This window comes from Stenotrophomonas sp. FW305-C-20-S1, assembly GCF_058783335.1.
On sequence record NZ_JBYTEK010000036.1, the window covers coordinates 32,644 to 49,248 of the forward strand.

Genomic DNA, 16,605 nt, shown 5'->3' on the forward strand with positions numbered 1-16,605 from the left:
TCAGTAGCGCCACGCCAGGCTGAAGCCGAAGGTGGTGTAGTCAGTCGGGAAGTTGGAGGGCTTGTGCAGGGCCGAGCCCACGAAACCGTCCCAGGAAAGCTGCTGCCAGCCGCCGCGCAGGCCCAATGCCATGCCGGCCAGATCCCGGCCGGATTGCCATTGCGCCGATGGCCCGCCGATGCGGCCGTAGTCGGCGGCGACGTAGAACTCCTGGCCGCCGCCGATACCCAGCGACAGATCGTTGCGCAGTGACCAGCCACGCTCGCCGCTGAGCGAGCTTTCGCCATCGAAGCCACGCACCGTGTAGCGGCCGCCGATCGCAAAGCGATCCTGTGGCGACAATGGTGTGCGGTTCCACTGCGCGCGCCAGGCAGCGGTGTAGCGCAGGCGCTGCTTGCCCAGCTGGAACGGCACGCTGAACTGCGCGTCAGCCGTGATCAGCTTCATCCGCGAGGTGCCTTCCAACGGCAGTCTTGGATCCCACGCCCGGGCCATCTCTTCCGGGGAGCGCAGTGCATGGAAGGCACCGGTGCCGCGCCGGTATGCCAGCGTGGCATCAAGCGTGGCCGCACCGATGAACTGCTTGTGGGTCAGGCCGAGCTCCCAGCCCGAGGTACGGCGACGCTGCACCTCGATCTCGGTATCGTCGATGTAGTTCTTCGACGTGCGCTGCCAGCCGCGGCCGTAGATGCCCAGCTTGGTCTTGGCATTGCGCAGCAGCAGGCGATCCACGCGTGCCTCGGCGTTGCCGCTGCGGCCGCTGTAGTCATAGCTTTCGTACGCGCCCACCACGGTCTGGCTGTAGTCGTAGGCACTGGCCGTGGCGCCGAACAGCCAGTAGCCGTAGGGCACGTCGTAGTGCGCGGTCCAGCTGTTGGTGTCCTTGCCTTTGCCATTGAACACGCCGCGCCCCGCGCTGACGTAGAACAGCTCGTTCAGGCCCAGCGGGTTGTCCAACGACAGCGTGGCGTTGGCCTGCAGCTTGCCGGTGCCCTGGCTGCCTGCATCGTCCAGGGTCAGGCTGGCACGCACCGGCGAACGCTGTTTCCAGTCGATGTTCAGGTCGCTCTGCCCGGGCGCGGCGCCTTCGCCGTCTGCAGGTGCGATCTTGATGTCAGCAGTGACGGTGGGCACGCGCTGCAGGTTCTCCAGCCCCTGCTCGATGTCGCGCAGGTTCAACAGGCCGCCACTGCGGATCGGCAGCGCATTGGCGATGGCCGGATGCCGCCCATCCGCCTCGGTGAACACCGCCTCGCGGAATCGCCCGGGCACCACCGACAGTGTCAGCGTGCCGGTATTCAGATCCTGCGGTGCCGACAGCACGCGGGTGGTGACATAGCCACGCGCGATGATCGCGTTCTGCACGCGCTTCATCACCACGTTGATGCCTTCAGTGCCCAGGCAGCGGCCGCTGGCGGGATCTTCGCGTGGATCGGCTGCGGCCAATGCCCACTGGAAGTCCTTGGCACCCTCGCCGTCCAGCACGATGCGATCAATGCGCACGCAGGGCTGCTCCTGCGTCGGCAGGCGCTCCCCCTGTTCACCCTGGCTGCTCTCCAGGCGTACATCGGGCCGGCTTCCCTGCTGCTCGCGCAGCACGCGTTCTCGTTCCTGCTGGCGCAGCAGCTCCTGCGCGCCCGGGTCACCCACCTGCTGGGCAGCAACACTGAAGGCCATGCCCAGAAGCACCAACCCTCCACCACTGCGGCGCGCACCGCGCACAGACATCTTCCTTGCTTGCACAATCAATTCCACGTGTTGATGCCACGCGTCAGCGGTCCTGCTCCCGGAAAGGAGAAGGGCCAACCCGATGGCTTGAATCGAGGTTCGCCGGGGGTATGCAACGGCATGCCACCGCGCCCGACGCGAAGTGGCGCATAGGCTATCGGCCGCCCGAAGGATTTCTATAGGGAAATTTTCAAATGCCCAGGACTACGGGACAGAACACCGCAGGCAGAGATCCAGAGTATGCGTGGGCGCGCGCCACGTCGCAAAGCAACGGCGTTCAGCACAACGCCTTTCGCCGGCCCACGCTACAGTCGGCGCATGACCGTATTCCTGCAGATCAATGGCACCGCCATTGTTGATATCCCCAGCCTCTATGCGGAGATCAACCGGGTATTCATGGCCGGCGAAGCCTGGCAGCTCGGGCCCAGTCTCGATGGGCTGGACGATCTGCTGTACGGCGGTTATGGCGCGCTGGCCGGGCACGAAACCGCCACGCTGGTCTGGCGCGACATCGACCGCAGCCGAGAGGCACTGGGATTGGAGGCCACGCGCGCGTGGCTGGAAGACAAGCTGCGGCAGCCGAGTACGTTCAATGCCGAAACCATCGGCCGCCAGCTGGACGCCCTGCAACGTGGCGAGGGGCAGACCTACTTCGACATCGTGATGGAGATCTTCGCCAGCCACCCGAACGTTGCACTGGTGTGCGCCTGAAGTGGCGCCCCCCTGCGGCATCCCGCCTGCGGAACACGCCAACCGTTACAGCGCGACCGGTTGTGGTAGTACATGTCAAACGACCGATTCAGACGCCATCGCAGTCACTACCGGCCTTGGCGAGCCTGACCACGTCACGCAGGGAACTCTGGATGTCCGCGACTGAGCTACAGATGTTTTCAGGCGCCACGTCGAATTTCGCCCCGCCCGCCCGACGCTTGAAAGCAGCAAGTTCGGAGAGGCATTGACCTGCCAGCTTCCTGGCATCCAGCCTCGACGCAGCCTGAACCATTGAATTGCCCTGCGCGGCGACGTAGCACTTGTAGTCTTCGGAGAGCGCTCCGTCCATACGGAAGCGGGACAGTTCAACCAAGTTCCGAGGGGCAGCCGGACTCCTACTGCCCCCTATCAAGGCAAGACCAAGCTCAGCACCGTCAGCTCCTACACAGGCATATGGCGTCTGAGAGCACAGTGACTTGCTCTCGGAACTCTTGTGCACTACCAGCGAGGCAAGAATAGAGTGTTCGGCCATCTCCATGTCTGCCGCGAGTCTCTCTGCCAGCGGCCGGGCGGACACCGAGGAGCCATATAGAACACAAAGGACGAAGCACGAAATCAGCACAGTGGTTTTCATCGGCTCACCAGAATCTTGGGGGAAGACGCGTAAACTGATCCATCACCTGCAGAGTACTCCCTGGCTCATCGTCGATTAGCTCATTGAGCTTTTTCAGGTCCGCGGCAGCACCTGTCACGCACCCCTCGGAACAGAAGTGCGGGCCCAGCGACGGACCAAAGGCGTTTGCACAGCTGTGCGACCTTATCAGGGATCGGCCAAAGGTATTGGTTTCTGGAGCAGGCTCCAAAGCTCGGCCATTGGGCTTGCTGGTCCAGGTACTTGTCCAGTTCCATTTACCTGTCGGAATAGGGCCACGTCCTTGGAGGCTTGTACAAGCCGGGTTGTTCTTGCACTGCATCCCGCCCCCATTGTTTCCAGAGGCAACCCTGATCGAAAGGTATTGCTTTCCTTCTGTCGACGGGAAGCACTCCATTCGCTCATCCCGGATCGAGTAATAGCAGCTAGCTAGACCAAATCTGTCACTAAGCTGGATGGGCGAATTCTCGGCGTATCCGTAGGTTCCAATGCCACCCGCAATTCCGATGGGATCGCTCTGCACATAGCGTCCAGCAGACGGATCGTAGTCACGATAGTAGTTCTGGTTGAGACCAGAAACACCTTCATAGAGCTGCCCAGGGAAGCGCATCGCAAACTCAAACAGACTGCCGTCCTGGTCAGGATCCTCATTTGGGGCCGTTGCACCGAACGCCTCCCCCTTCATATCCCAACTCCAAACCGCCACGTCACGGGCTGGGTCAACGACAACGCGAGGGGTACCCAGATGATCCGGCTGGACATAGTAAAGGGCACTCTCGCTCAGCAATCCGACGGGAAGGTCGTCCAACCAGATCACCTGCTGACGCGCTACGCCTCCCTGACCGTATTCCCCCAACCACTGCCCACGCTCGTCATAGAGACTCAGGACCAAATTCCCTCCGATCTTCCGGATGACCTGCTGGCCAAGATCGTTGTAATGGTATTCCGCAGCAACCGTGCCGTTTCGCTTCACCGCACTCAAGCGCCCCATTGCGTTGTAAGCAAACTCGCGCTCCACGCCTTGGATCGAAAGCGTGTTGCCGGCCGTATCGTAGGCACGCGACACGCCCGCAACGCTTTGCAAGCGGTGACTGTCCGACGGATAGACGTAAGCTTGGTCAGCTCCATTGACCTTCGCAGACGTGCGATTGCCTGTGGCGTCGTAGGAGTAGCTGTCGATGATCGAGCCAGTCGCCGCATCCTTGAAAGCAGTCAATCGGCTCAAGGCGTCGTAGGTCAGCGATACAGACGTTGCCCCAGTCCCACCGGCGGTGAGGCCGATCAACTCGCCCACGGCACTGAATGAGAAGGCTGCATTCAGCGCACCCGAGCCACTGCCGTTCAACGCCGACGGACGGTAGTCCTGGTCAACGTCTCGCGACAGCGTACGCCCGTTGCCGTAGATCCAGCCCGCAGAGGGGCCAAAGGGATGGCGCTTTGCACTGGAAAGCAACACGACACGAGCAGCACCCGGTCGAGTCACGCCGATCTCGGTGACGGTGCCGGCTGCATCCCGCTTGTAGTCCGCCACCGTTCCGTCAGGATAGGTGACAGAACGAAGTCGGCCAGCATTGGTATAGGCATAGCTGACGCCTACACTCTGCCCCGATGACGTCTGCACCTTGCGCGTCACATTGCCGGAGCGATCGTAGCAATACTGGGTTTTAGCGCCGTCATCCTGCATGGATGAGAGCCGCCCGATTGCAAACGACTCACCAGGTGAGCATATGTTCTCGACTTGGTCATACACGTATGACGCAACAATTGCTTGGTCCCCATAAACCTTGCGCACCACGCGCCCCAGGGCATCGTATGTGTAGCTGCTAGCCGTGCCATTGGCGTCAACCTGCTTCGTCTGCTGCCCTGCACTGTTATAGCTGGCAGTGGTCGCGCCCGTGTCGGGGCTCTGGCGGCTCAACAAATCACCAAGCCCCGAGTAGCCGTAGGTAGTCGCCAAGCCCTTGGGATCAATAACCGAGGTGGTCCTGCCCTCTGCGTCATACTCGTATCGCGTCTCGACCGCCAACCCGGAAACGTCCTGAAGCACCCTGCTGGGCCTTCCATAGGGATCGTAATCAAACTGCGTCTTGCGCTTCAGGGCATCCGTGATGAGCTGGACGTTGTTCGCCAGGTCATATGTAAAGTCGGTTGAATTCCCCGCTGCCGTCTTCTGAGACACCAGCTGCCCCAGCTTGTTGTAAACGCGAGAGAGCGAACGCTTCAGTCCACCACCTGCGTCGAACACCTCCTCTTTGGTGCGATTGCCTGCCACATCGAGGGTATAGCGGATGTTGTTCCCGGCCCCGTCATTGATCTGAACGACACGGTGCGCATCATCGTAGGTGTAGCTGAGGGATACTCCATCGGGGTCAACAATCGATGCGACGTTGCCTGTCGGATCGTAGGACAAGGTGGTCACTCGATCGCTGGTAGACGCAGCTCCGTCCACGCTGTTCCGCTCGGTTATCGAGGTGAGCTTGCCTCGACTGGAATAGCCAAAATCATGGATTGTGCCCGTCGTTTCCCGAACGCGCGTGACACGTCCGTTGCGGTCGTAGGCCAGCCGTGTCGTCACTTGACCTACAGCATTGGTCTCGGACTGAAGGTCACCAGCACGGTGGCAGGAGCCCCCTAGAACTCCGCAACCCGACTCATCCGCGGTGAGGTAGTAGCTGTACTTGGTAACGTCCTGAACATCAGACTGCGGCCCGTCTTCGGTAAGGACAAGACCGACTTGCGGGCATTGGGTGGCATCCACCGCCGAGCAGTAGGCGGTGGTCCATTGACGAACCCCAGCTGGTGCATTGGTCGCAGCTCCGCACGCATACCCGACCGCAGCCGGAATGGCAGGATCCACCTCGCACCGCGCGACCTCCAGGCCCAACGCGTTGTACTTCCATGAACTGCTGGAAACGGCGACGCCCGCAGAGTTTTTGACCACCCGGCTCAGGGGCAAACGCAGTGCGCCGTCCCACGTGGTCGTCGTGGTGCGCTGCTGCGGGGTATCGGCGGCGTCAACCTGTTCGGCCAGCAGCCCGTCTGCCGTGTACGTCGTCCTTGTAGTGATTCCCTTGAAATCCTTGACCGACGCCGGGTAGCCGTTCGCGTCATAGGTCATGGCCTTGTAGGGCTGATTGCACTGGGTGCCGCAAGCCGCAGAGCCGCCTGACGGCATGATCCGCCCCTTCCCAGTGTCCACAAAGCCATAGTTTGACGTTGCGCCCAGCGGCCCCTTGACCGTTACCGGCATGACGCCTTTCATGATGTAGGCGGCGTAGTCAATGGTGGTCGCGTCTACCCCACCCGCGAATTCGGCGTAGTAGGCGCGGTGGCCTGCGTTGTACTTGATCGTCTCGTAGCGGATGCCCTTCTCGTCCACGATACCCGTAAGGAACGACGTGCCGGCCACGGTTGGGCTGTTGGCCGGCTCGTTGTAGACATAGCCATTGCTCGTGCCATCCGGATAAGCAACCGATGCAAGCTGCCCTGCCGTGGTGTAGCTGAATGTCTGGGACGCACCATCCGGCAATGTCACCTTGCTCAGGCGAGAAGCGGCGTCGTAGGAGAAACCCATGGTGCGACCGCGTTCGTCGGTTACCGCTAGCAGCAATCCGGGTGCCGGTGCAATTTCCGACGGCGTGGCGGCGTCTGAATGCTGAAGGGACAGCAGCTTTTTGCCTGCGGAGACGAAGACTTCTTTCAAAAGCCCTGCCGCGTCATAGATTTCGGTCTGGCGATTGGCTGCCAACTGCAGCGCGTAGCCCACACCATCTGGGCCGGCCACCATCACGTCAGCCACGTCAGGATCCGACGACCATCCACCGCTGACCTTGGTGAACAACTCCGAGCTGCCGTCAGGCCGCAATGCCCTCAGGTAGGTGGGCTCGCCAGCCACGCCGGTATTAGACTCGAACAACTCCAAGCGCCTATCGAACAAGTGACGCCACTGAGGCCCCAAGGAAGATCCTGGCGCACGCGGGGAACTGTTGTAGAAGCGACGGAACGTCAGTCCAGAAGGGGACTCGTAATCGGTTTCCTGCCGGTAGAAGTTACCGGTCGCCGTGTTGATCGGGTCGCCCTCGAAGGGACTGCCTGGGTCGCGGGCATTGGCTGCGGCAGCGCTGTTCCTCGCGCCTCGGGCACCTGTTCCGTCCGTGGCTGAGCCAAGCCCGGCCGAGCACCGCTTTTGGCAGCCCCCAAAGTTCTTCTGGGGCTGCCCAATGCTGATCTCGGAGGCGAAAACGCTGTCGCTGGCCTTGCCATTCACGTAGATGCGCGCCGCCCAGCCGTCGTTTCCGTAGCGAACCGTGACAACAGGCGGCTTGGTGCACTTCGGGTCCTGTTGGCAGGGAGCCTGGATTTTCCCCACCAAGAAATTCACCGCGGCACCAACGCTATCAAACGACCCAACCCCGCGGAACGACTGAACCTTGTAGGGAGGACCGTAGTAGGTCGCTGCACTTGCGGTCGATAGCCCCCCCAATGCCAAGCATAAAGAGACGATCACGGCAGCCTTGTGGCTGCGTAGAGGCATGGCTGACGCCATTGGTGCACACTCCATGTGAACAGCGGTTGGCAAATCCGGCCAAGGGGCTGTGTCCGACATCAATCCCTAATGCGCGGAACGAACATCCCCCTATCACTGGGGGCCTGCACATCCTAGAACAGCCGAATGACGGTTTTTGTGCAGGAGCACACGCTTTTCGGACAGCAACGAGACAGCGACGCGCCTCCGAAAAGGAACAACTAACCACACCGCGCTAGGTCGCGTTCGGATCCAAGTGCTTCTTGATGAGATTGAGGACCCCAATGTGACGCTCTGCGGGCAATCGGGCCAGAAGAAGAATGACTTCGGCCAGCACATCCGAACTGCCATGGAAGTAAACCGGTGGCACGCCCACGCCTCACTGAGCATCGACAGGGTCTCATGGTCAGGCTCGCGCTCTCCGCGCTCATAGCGAGATAGACGGAAAGCCAGTTGGCGCTCCCTGGTTGCCGTCCAAGACGCGGTAAGGCTTTCCGGGGTCTGCGGGTGGTCGAGGGGCGATGCCCCCCCCTGCTTGCCGTCGAGCGGGCTCTTGGCCACGCTCAGTTCGCAGATTTGGCGGCAGGTCAGCTTAAACTTGGTGCCTCGCTGGCGCGGGGCATCTGCCTGCGCCGCAACAACCGTATCCATGGTCGATCCGCCGTGTATCCGTCGCAACATCGATTTGATGCTCTTTGAGTGACCGCCGCAACCGTGGCGCAACGAAGAACCCCGTTACTCGCCGTCAGTGACCTGGATCGATCGCTACAAACGTAGGAAGCTCAATTGCAAACCACTGATTCAAAAGCGAAACCGTCTGCATCCAAGGCCAGTGCAGAGCACACGCCCCTCATGAAGCAGTTCTTCGCAGCCAAGTCCGACTACCCGGACCTGCTGCTGTTCTTCCGCATGGGCGACTTCTACGAGCTGTTCTACGACGACGCGCGCAAGGCCGCGCGCCTGCTCGACATCACCCTGACCCAGCGCGGCAGCTCCGGTGGTGCACCGATTCCGATGGCCGGCGTGCCGGTGCACGCCTACGAGGGCTACCTGGCACGACTGGTCGCGCTGGGCGAATCGGTGGCGATCTGTGAACAGATCGGCGACCCGGCACTGGCCAAGGGGCTGGTCGAACGCAAGGTGGTGCGCATCGTCACCCCCGGCACGGTCACCGACGAAGCGCTGCTGGACGAGCGTCGCGACACCCTGCTGATGGCCCTGTCGCGCAACAAGAGCGGCTATGGCCTGGCCTGGGCCGACCTGGCCGGCGGCCGTTTCCTGGTCAACGAAGTGGACACCGATGACGCGCTGGAAGCCGAACTCGCGCGCTTGGAGCCGGCCGAACTGCTGGTGCCGGATGAGGAGAACTGGCCGGAGTTCCTGCGCCAGCGCAGCGGCGTGCGTCGCCGCGCACCATGGCTGTTCGACGCCGACAGTGGTCGCCGCCAGCTGCTGAACTTCTTCAAGCTGCATGACCTGAGCGGCTTCGGCATCGACGACAAGCCGCGCGCCACGGCCGCTGCCGGCGCCCTGCTCGGCTATGTCGAGGAAACCCAGAAGCAGCGCCTGCCGCACCTTACGTCCATCTCGATGGAAACCGCCGGCGAAGCGATCGCAATGAACGCGGCAACGCGGCGTCATCTGGAGCTGGACACCCGTATCGACGGCGATACCCGCAATACCCTGCTCGGCGTGCTCGACAGCACGGTGACGCCGATGGGCGGCCGCCTGCTGCGCCGCTGGCTGCATCGGCCGCTGCGCCTGCGCGAGGTGCTGGTGCAGCGCCACCACGCGGTGGAAACACTGATCGACCGTGGCGCGGACGCAGATATCCGCGAACAGTTCCGCCGCCTCGGCGACCTTGAACGCATCCTCACCCGCGTTGCCCTGCGCTCGGCACGGCCGCGCGACTTCTCCACCCTGCGCGATGGCCTCGGCCTGCTGCCGGCCGTACGCGAGGTGCTGGCACCGCTGGATTCACCGCGCCTGCAGACCCTGCACGCCGCGCTCGGCGAACACGACGAATGCGCCCACCTGCTGGCCAGCGCGATCGCCGACATGCCGCCGCTCAAGCTCAGCGACGGTGGCGTGCTGGCCGATGGCTTCGACGCCGAGCTGGATGAGCTGCGCCGACTGTCGACCCACGCCGACCAGTTCCTGGTCGACCTGGAGCAGCGCGAGCGCGAGAGCAGCGGCATCGCCACCCTGAAGGTCGGCTACAACCGTGTACATGGCTACTACATCGAAATCAGCAAGGGCCAGTCCGACCGTGCGCCGGTGCACTACACCCGCCGGCAGACACTGACCAACGCCGAGCGCTACATCACCGAAGAACTGAAGGCGTTCGAAGACAAGGTGCTGTCCGCCCGCGACCGTTCGCTGTCGCGCGAGAAGTACCTGTACGAGCAGCTGCTGGACACGCTGGGCACCCAGCTGGAGCCGCTCAAGCAGTGTGCTGCCGCACTCAGCGAACTGGACGTGCTGGCCGCCTTCGCCGAACGTGCGCAGGCGCTGGACTGGGCGCGCCCGGAACTGCAGGCCGAGCCGTGCCTGAAGATCGAGCGCGGCCGCCATCCGGTAGTGGAAGCGGTGCGTGACCAGCCGTTCGAGCCCAACGACCTGGACCTGCACCCGGACCGTCGCATGCTGGTCATCACCGGCCCGAACATGGGCGGTAAATCGACCTACATGCGGCAGAACGCGCTGATCGTGCTGCTGGCCCACATCGGCAGCTTCGTGCCGGCCAGCCGTGCGCTGATCGGCCCGATCGACCGCATCCTGACCCGCATCGGCGCAGGCGACGACCTTGCCCGCGGGCAGTCGACCTTCATGGTCGAGATGGCCGAAACCAGCTACATCCTGCATCACGCCACCGCGCATTCACTGGTGCTGATGGACGAGATCGGCCGCGGCACGTCCACCTACGACGGCCTGGCCCTGGCCGACGCGGTAGCGCGCCACCTCGCCTACGAAAACCGCTGTTACACGCTGTTTGCGACCCATTACTTCGAACTGACCGCGTTGGCGGACGAACAGCACGAGGGCGGCCGCAGCGGCATCGCCAACGTGCATCTGGATGCCGTCGAGCACGGCGAAGCACTGGTGTTCATGCATGCAGTGAAGGACGGTCCGGCCAACCGCAGCTTCGGCCTGCAGGTGGCCGCCTTGGCCGGCCTGCCGCGTGCCACCGTGGCACAGGCGCGCCGACGCCTGGCCGAGCTGGAACAACGCGGTGGCGAAAGCCATGCCGCCGAACTCGCCCCGCAGGCGCTGGATGCCCCGCAGCAGTTCGGGCTGTTTGCCGCCCCCCCGAACAAGGCGCAGGAGGCGCTGGCCGCGATCGACCCGGACGAGCTGACCCCGAAGCAGGCACTGGAAGCGCTGTACCGGTTGAAGGCGCTGCTGTAAGGCAGGCCGCAGGTTCCGCCGGCCCTGCCCGGCGGACGCCCGCCATGAAGCCTTCGCATTGCCGTCGTGTACACGGCGTTATGCTCGGGCGGTTCGTCCTTCACAGACCGGAGACCGCCATGAACACCGAATCCCTTGCTGCATCCCTCTTCCAGCAGCTGCAGCAGGGCCAAGGCCTGCAGCAGGTCTCGCAGCAGCTCGGCCTGGACAGCAGCCAAGCTACCCAGGCCGTCGGCAGCGCGCTGCCGCTGCTGCTCGGCGCGATGGGCCAGAACGCCAGCGAGCCGCAGGGTGCGCAGTCCCTCCTCAATGCCCTGCAGCGCGACCACCTTGGTTCGGGCGGCGGTGGCGGTGCTGGCGGCGGTTTCGACATCGGCAGCATCCTCGGCGCGGTGATGGGCGGTGGCGGCGGCAACGCCACCAACGGTGCCGGCATCCTCGGCCACGTGTTCGGTGGGCAGACCTCACAGGCGGCCGAAGTGCTGGGCCAGAAGACCGGCCTGGACAGCGGCAGGTCCAGCCAGCTGCTGGCGATCCTGGCCCCCATCGTCATGTCGTTCCTGGCCCAGCGGTTTGCCCAGAGCGGCAACGCCGGCCAGCTCAGCCAGGCCCTGGGTCAGGAAGCACAGCAATCCGGCGGCGGCATCGGCAGCCTGCTCGGCGGTGCGCTCGATCAGGACGGCGATGGCCAGTTCGGCGCCAGCGATCTGTTCAAGCTCGGCGCGGGCCTGCTCAAGCGCTGATCGCGCACAACGATGCAAGCGCCGCCAGCCATAGGCAGCCACTATCGCATCGGTTGAATCAATCGAATTTACCCATCATTAGGCGATGCCTATGGTGGGTAAGCGATCTGATTCCCTCATTCGCCAGCCCACAGGTAGAGACCCATGAAAAGCGAAGCGAAGTGCCCGTTCAACCATGCCGTCGTCGGTGATGCGACGACCAACCGCGACTGGTGGCCGAACCAGCTGCGCGTGGATCTGCTCAACCAGCACTCCACACGCTCCAATCCCCTTGATGCGGGCTTCGACTACGCCAAGGCCTTCAACGGGCTGGACTACAGCGCCCTGAAGGCCGACCTGAAGGCGTTGATGACCGACTCGCAGGACTGGTGGCCAGCCGACTTCGGCCACTACGGCGGCCTGTTCATCCGCATGGCCTGGCACAGCGCCGGCACCTACCGCATCGATGACGGCCGTGGTGGCGGTGGTCGTGGCCAGCAACGCTTCGCTCCGCTCAACAGCTGGCCGGACAACGTCAGCCTGGACAAGGCGCGGCGCCTGCTGTGGCCGATCAAGCAGAAATATGGCCAAGCCATTTCCTGGGCCGACCTGCTGATCCTGACCGGCAACGTCGCACTGGAGTCGATGGGCTTCAAGACGCTCGGCTTTGCCGGCGGCCGTCCCGATACCTGGGAGCCGGACCAGGACGTGTACTGGGGCCGCGAGACCACCTGGCTCGGTGGCGACGTGCGTTACAAGCACGGCTCGGAGGGCGTACAAGAGGACCACGGCGTGCTGGTGTCCGATGACGACGCTGATGGCGATGTGCACTCGCGCAAACTGGAAAACCCGCTGGCCGCGGTACAGATGGGCCTGATCTATGTGAACCCGGAAGGCCCGGATGGCAATCCCGATCCGGTGCTGGCCGCGCATGACATCCGCGACACCTTCGGCCGCATGGCGATGGACGATGAGGAAACCGTCGCCCTGATCGCCGGTGGCCACAGTTTCGGCAAGACCCATGGTGCCGGCCCGGCCGACAATGTCGGCAAGGAACCGGAAGCAGCGGGTCTGGAAAGCCAGGGTCTGGGCTGGGCCAACAGCTTCGGCAGTGGCAAGGGCGGCGACACCATCACCAGCGGCCTGGAAGTCACCTGGACCCGCACCCCCGCGCAGTGGAGCCACGATTTCTTCGAGATCCTGTTCGGCAACGAATGGGAGCTGAGCAAGAGCCCGGCCGGCGCGCACCAGTGGGTCGCCAAGAATGCGGACGCAGTGATTCCCGATGCGCACGATCCGTCGAAGAAGCACCGCCCGACCATGCTGACCACCGACCTGTCGCTGCGCATGGACCCGGCCTACGAAAAGATCTCGCGGAAATTCCTTGCTGATCCGCAGGCCTTCGCCGATGCCTTCGCCCGCGCCTGGTTCAAGCTGACCCATCGCGACATGGGCCCACGTGCGCGCTATCTCGGCCCCGAGATTCCGGCCGAGGAATTCATCTGGCAGGACCCGGTGCCGGAAGCCAAGCACCCGTTGATCGACGCCAAGGACATCGCCGCGCTGAAGCAGAAGATCGCAGCGACCGGCCTGAGCGTGGCCGAGCTGGTGTCCACGGCGTGGGCCTCGGCCTCGACCTTCCGCGGTTCGGACAAGCGCGGTGGCGCCAATGGTGCACGCGTGCGCCTGGCACCGCAGAAGGACTGGGCGGTGAACCAGCCGCAGCAGCTGGCCAAGGTGCTGGCCGCGCTGGAAAAGGTCCAGGCCGAGTTCAACGGCGCGGGCAGCAAGCAGGTGTCGCTGGCCGACCTGATCGTGCTGGCCGGTGGCGTCGGCATCGAGCAGGCAGCGAAGGCCGGCGGCCATGACCTGAGCGTGCCGTTCACTCCGGGCCGCACCGATGCCAGCCAGGAACAGACCGACGTCGAATCGTTCGCGGTGCTGGAACCGGCTGCCGATGGTTTCCGCAACTACCTCAAGGGCGCTTACAGCGTGCCGGGTGAGGCGCTGCTGATCGACAAGGCTCAGCTGCTGACCCTCACCGCACCGGAAATGACCGCCCTGGTCGGTGGCCTGCGCGTGCTCGGCGCCAATGCTGACGGCGGCAGGCACGGCGTGTTCACCAGCCGTCCCGGCACGCTGAGCAACGACTTCTTCGTCAACCTCCTGGACATGGGCACCACCTGGAAGGCGACCGGTCGCGAAAGCTATGAAGGCCGCGGCCGCAGCGACGGCGCTGCGCGCTGGACCGGCACCCGTGCGGATCTCGTGTTCGGTTCCAACGCCGTGCTGCGCGCGTTGGCCGAGGTGTATGCCAGTGCCGATGGCGAGAAGAAGTTCGTGCAGGATTTCATCGCCGCCTGGACGCGGGTGATGGAGCTTGATCGCTACGACCTGCACGGTTGACCGGATATGGTAGTTGCCAACCTTGGTTGGCACATGGCACTGCGCCCACCAAGGTGGGCGACTACCCGACCCCGCTGCGGGGTCTTTACCCGGTAGATGCCGACCTTGGTCGGCACATGGCGCAACGCCCACCGAGGTGGGCGACTACCAGCGCCCGGGCGGCGCCGTCACAGGGCGTCGATATCACCCAATGCACGGATCAACCGGCGTGCGCGCTTGTCCGGCTTGTGCTCCGGTGCCTGGTAGCCATCACGCGCGGCAATGCGCAGCGCACGCTGTTCGGCACGGCGGGCCTTGGAGGCTTCGCTCTCGGCATACAACTGCTGCGCCACCGGCGCCGGACCGCGCTGGTCGCTCAGGCCCAGCACCTGGATCTCGAAGTGTTCTTCACCGCGATCGACCAGCAGCTGCTCTCCCACGCGTACTGCGCGCGAGGATTTCGGACGCTGCCCGGCCACGGATACCTTGCCGGTCTCGATCGCCTGTTTGGCCAGGCTGCGGGTCTTGAAGAAGCGGGCCGCCCACAACCAGATGTCCAGACGGACGCTGGGCGCCAACGGGGAAAGCTCGGACATCGGTGGGGACTACTCCGTTCGCTTGTTCAGGGGGCGCGGATTGTCGGGGTCGGTGCGGCAGCCGCTGCCCCCGATCAATGCCGGCGTGCCGGCCGCCAGGTCCTGGCGCTGGCTGCCGACCAGGCACTCGGGGCGGTCGGTCGGCCGCACCTGGGTATCGCCCAGCCGGTCACCCGACGAACATGCGGCCAGTGCCGCTGCGATCAAGGCCGCCACGATCATCCGCATCGCCTGTTGTGGTTGATGCATTGCCACATCCTGCAAACCGGCTTGATGCTAGTGTGCGCCTCCCGGGAATCGATCACCACTCCATGGCCAAAGCGCCGCTTGACCTGACCTCCGGCCCGATCGGCCGCAACCTGCTGCTGTTCGCGCTGCCGATCCTGGCAGGCAACATCGCGCAGTCGCTGAACGGCTCGGTGAATGCGGTATGGGTGGGGCGCTTCCTTGGCGAAGCGGCACTGACCGCGACCGCGAACGCCAACAACATCATGTTCTTCCTGATCGGTTCGGTGTTCGGCTTCGGCATGGCCTCGACCATCCTGATCGGCCAGGCCATCGGTGCGCGCGACATCGCCCAGGCACGACGCGTGGTCGGCACCAGCGCCACGTTCTTCATCGGCCTGTCGGTGATCATCGCCATCGCCGGCTGGTTCCTGGCCCACCCGCTGCTGGCGGCGATGGGCACGCCCGCCGCCTCGCTGCCGTTGGCCGAGGCCTATCTGCGCATCATCTTCCTGGCGATGCCAACGCTGTACGCCTTCGCCTTCCTCAGTGCGGCGCTGCGCGGTGCCGGCGATTCGCGCACGCCCTTCCGCTTCCTGCTGGTCTCGGTGGTGCTGGACATCGCCCTGAACCCGGTGCTGATCTTCGGCATGGGGCCGTTCCCGGAACTGGGCATCGCCGGCTCGGCGTGGGCCACGCTGGTGTCGCAGACGCTGTCGCTGGCCGGCCTGCTGCTGTACATGCGGCACAAGCGGCACACGCTGTGGCTGGGCCGCGCCGACATGCACCTGTTCAAGCTGGACATGACCATCCTGCGCGCGCTGGTGGTCAAGGGCGTGCCGATGGGCCTGCAGATGGTGCTGATCTCGCTGTCGGTGATCATGCTGATGACCATGGTCAACCAGTACGGTACCGACACCGGCGCAGCCTACGGTGCATCGCTGCAGCTGTGGAACTACGTGCAGATGCCGGCGATGGCGATCGGTGCGGCGTGTTCGTCGATGGCCGCGCAGAATGTCGGTGCGCAGCGCTGGGATCGCGTGCGCGGTACCGCACGCCAAGGCATCGCGTTCAACTTCCTGCTGACCGGCGCGTTGATCCTGCCGCTGGTGCTGCTGGACCAGTATTCGCTGGCCTTGTTCCTGCCGCAGGGCAGCGAGTCGCTGCAGATCGCGCGGCACCTGAACCACATCGTGATCGGTTCGTTCCTGTTCTTCGGCGTCAGCTTCGTGATCTCCGGCGTGGTGCGCTCCACCGGCGCGGTGCTGCCGCCGCTGCTGATCCTGGCCGCGTCGCTGTGGGGCGTGCGCGTGCCGTTCGCCGAATTCCTGCAGCCGTACTGGGGTGCCGATGCGATCTGGTGGAGTTTCCCGGCCGGCTCGCTGGTGTCGATGCTGCTGTCGCTGGCGTATTACCGCTGGGGTGGCTGGCGCAAGGCGAAGATGATCAGTACACCGGTGCATGCCGAAGAACTCGCCACGCCCTCGGAGATTCCCGCTTGTCCGCCTTCGCCGGTGGCCGACCCGGATGCGGCGTTGGAAACCATTCCACCGCGTTGAACACGCACCGGTCATGCACCGGTAGTGGGGGGGGGGGGGGGGGGGGGGGGGGGGGGGGGGGGGGGGGGGGGGGGGGGGGGGGGGGGGGGGGGGG

Annotated in this window: 10 protein-coding genes; 5 read left to right on the forward strand and 5 right to left on the reverse strand. The window is 64.2% G+C overall.

Annotated features, from left to right (window positions below; genetic code table 11):
* Entirely contained in the window at positions 1 to 1,677 is a 1,677-nt protein-coding gene (locus AC3WTC_RS16665; RefSeq protein ID WP_492712011.1) for a ShlB/FhaC/HecB family hemolysin secretion/activation protein, read from the reverse strand.
* Positions 1,678 to 2,046: 369 nt separating this feature from the next.
* On the opposite strand from AC3WTC_RS16665, the gene AC3WTC_RS16670 reads away from it, so the two are divergent.
* Entirely contained in the window at positions 2,047 to 2,439 is a 393-nt protein-coding gene (locus AC3WTC_RS16670) for a barstar family protein (protein WP_248149846.1), read from the forward strand.
* A gap of 88 nt (positions 2,440 to 2,527) precedes the next feature.
* Here AC3WTC_RS16670 and AC3WTC_RS16675 read toward each other — a convergent pair whose 3' ends face one another.
* Together AC3WTC_RS16675 and AC3WTC_RS16680 are read right to left on the reverse strand one after the other, a co-directional pair.
* A complete protein-coding gene (locus AC3WTC_RS16675) occupies positions 2,528 to 3,073 on the reverse strand; it encodes an Imm57 family immunity protein (protein ID WP_108723607.1) in 546 nt (181 codons plus the stop codon).
* A 4-nt stretch (positions 3,074 to 3,077) separates the two neighbouring features.
* On the reverse strand, positions 3,078 to 7,625 hold the full coding sequence (locus AC3WTC_RS16680; protein WP_492712005.1) for an RHS repeat-associated core domain-containing protein: 4,548 nt from the start codon (positions 7,623 to 7,625) through the stop codon (positions 3,078 to 3,080).
* A gap of 777 nt (positions 7,626 to 8,402) precedes the next feature.
* On the opposite strand from AC3WTC_RS16680, the gene mutS reads away from it, so the two are divergent.
* The 3 genes from mutS to katG all read left to right on the forward strand — a co-directional run bounded on the left by mutS (position 8,403) and on the right by katG (position 14,152).
* Positions 8,403 to 11,024, forward strand: coding sequence for a DNA mismatch repair protein MutS (mutS, locus tag AC3WTC_RS16685; RefSeq protein WP_492712007.1), 2,622 nt, complete (start codon positions 8,403 to 8,405; stop codon positions 11,022 to 11,024).
* 119 nt (positions 11,025 to 11,143) lie between these two features.
* Positions 11,144 to 11,767, forward strand: coding sequence for a DUF937 domain-containing protein (locus AC3WTC_RS16690; RefSeq protein ID WP_025873810.1), 624 nt, complete (start codon positions 11,144 to 11,146; stop codon positions 11,765 to 11,767).
* Positions 11,768 to 11,911: 144 nt separating this feature from the next.
* Positions 11,912 to 14,152, forward strand: a complete 2,241-nt coding sequence (katG, locus tag AC3WTC_RS16695; protein ID WP_140227525.1) for a catalase/peroxidase HPI — start codon at positions 11,912 to 11,914, stop codon at positions 14,150 to 14,152.
* 167 nt (positions 14,153 to 14,319) lie between these two features.
* Here the strand turns inward: katG and AC3WTC_RS16700 are convergent, their stop codons facing one another.
* Positions 14,320 to 14,727, reverse strand: coding sequence for an RNA-binding S4 domain-containing protein (locus AC3WTC_RS16700; RefSeq protein ID WP_025873812.1), 408 nt, complete (start codon positions 14,725 to 14,727; stop codon positions 14,320 to 14,322).
* 9 nt (positions 14,728 to 14,736) lie between these two features.
* The gene (locus tag AC3WTC_RS16705; RefSeq protein WP_025873813.1) at positions 14,737 to 14,976 is read right to left on the reverse strand and encodes a hypothetical protein; all 240 of its coding nucleotides are present in this window, start codon (positions 14,974 to 14,976) and stop codon (positions 14,737 to 14,739) included.
* A 62-nt stretch (positions 14,977 to 15,038) separates the two neighbouring features.
* Between AC3WTC_RS16705 and AC3WTC_RS16710 the strand changes: the two genes are divergently transcribed.
* A complete protein-coding gene (locus tag AC3WTC_RS16710; RefSeq protein WP_025873814.1) occupies positions 15,039 to 16,511 on the forward strand; it encodes an MATE family efflux transporter in 1,473 nt (490 codons plus the stop codon).
* Positions 16,512 to 16,605: the final 94 nt, after the last annotated feature.

Coding starts and splice junctions, on each gene's coding strand:
- AC3WTC_RS16665 (WP_492712011.1), bottom strand. CDS start 1,677: ATGGCCTTCAGTGTTGCTGCCCAGCAGGTGGGTGACCCGGGCGCGCAG.
- AC3WTC_RS16670 (WP_248149846.1), top strand. CDS start 2,047: ATGACCGTATTCCTGCAGATCAATGGCACCGCCATTGTTGATATCCCC.
- AC3WTC_RS16675 (WP_108723607.1), bottom strand. CDS start 3,073: ATGAAAACCACTGTGCTGATTTCGTGCTTCGTCCTTTGTGTTCTATAT.
- AC3WTC_RS16680 (WP_492712005.1), bottom strand. CDS start 7,625: ATGCCTCTACGCAGCCACAAGGCTGCCGTGATCGTCTCTTTATGCTTG.
- AC3WTC_RS16690 (WP_025873810.1), top strand. CDS start 11,144: ATGAACACCGAATCCCTTGCTGCATCCCTCTTCCAGCAGCTGCAGCAG.
- katG (WP_140227525.1), top strand. CDS start 11,912: ATGAAAAGCGAAGCGAAGTGCCCGTTCAACCATGCCGTCGTCGGTGAT.
- AC3WTC_RS16700 (WP_025873812.1), bottom strand. CDS start 14,727: ATGTCCGAGCTTTCCCCGTTGGCGCCCAGCGTCCGTCTGGACATCTGG.
- AC3WTC_RS16705 (WP_025873813.1), bottom strand. CDS start 14,976: ATGCATCAACCACAACAGGCGATGCGGATGATCGTGGCGGCCTTGATC.
- AC3WTC_RS16710 (WP_025873814.1), top strand. CDS start 15,039: ATGGCCAAAGCGCCGCTTGACCTGACCTCCGGCCCGATCGGCCGCAAC.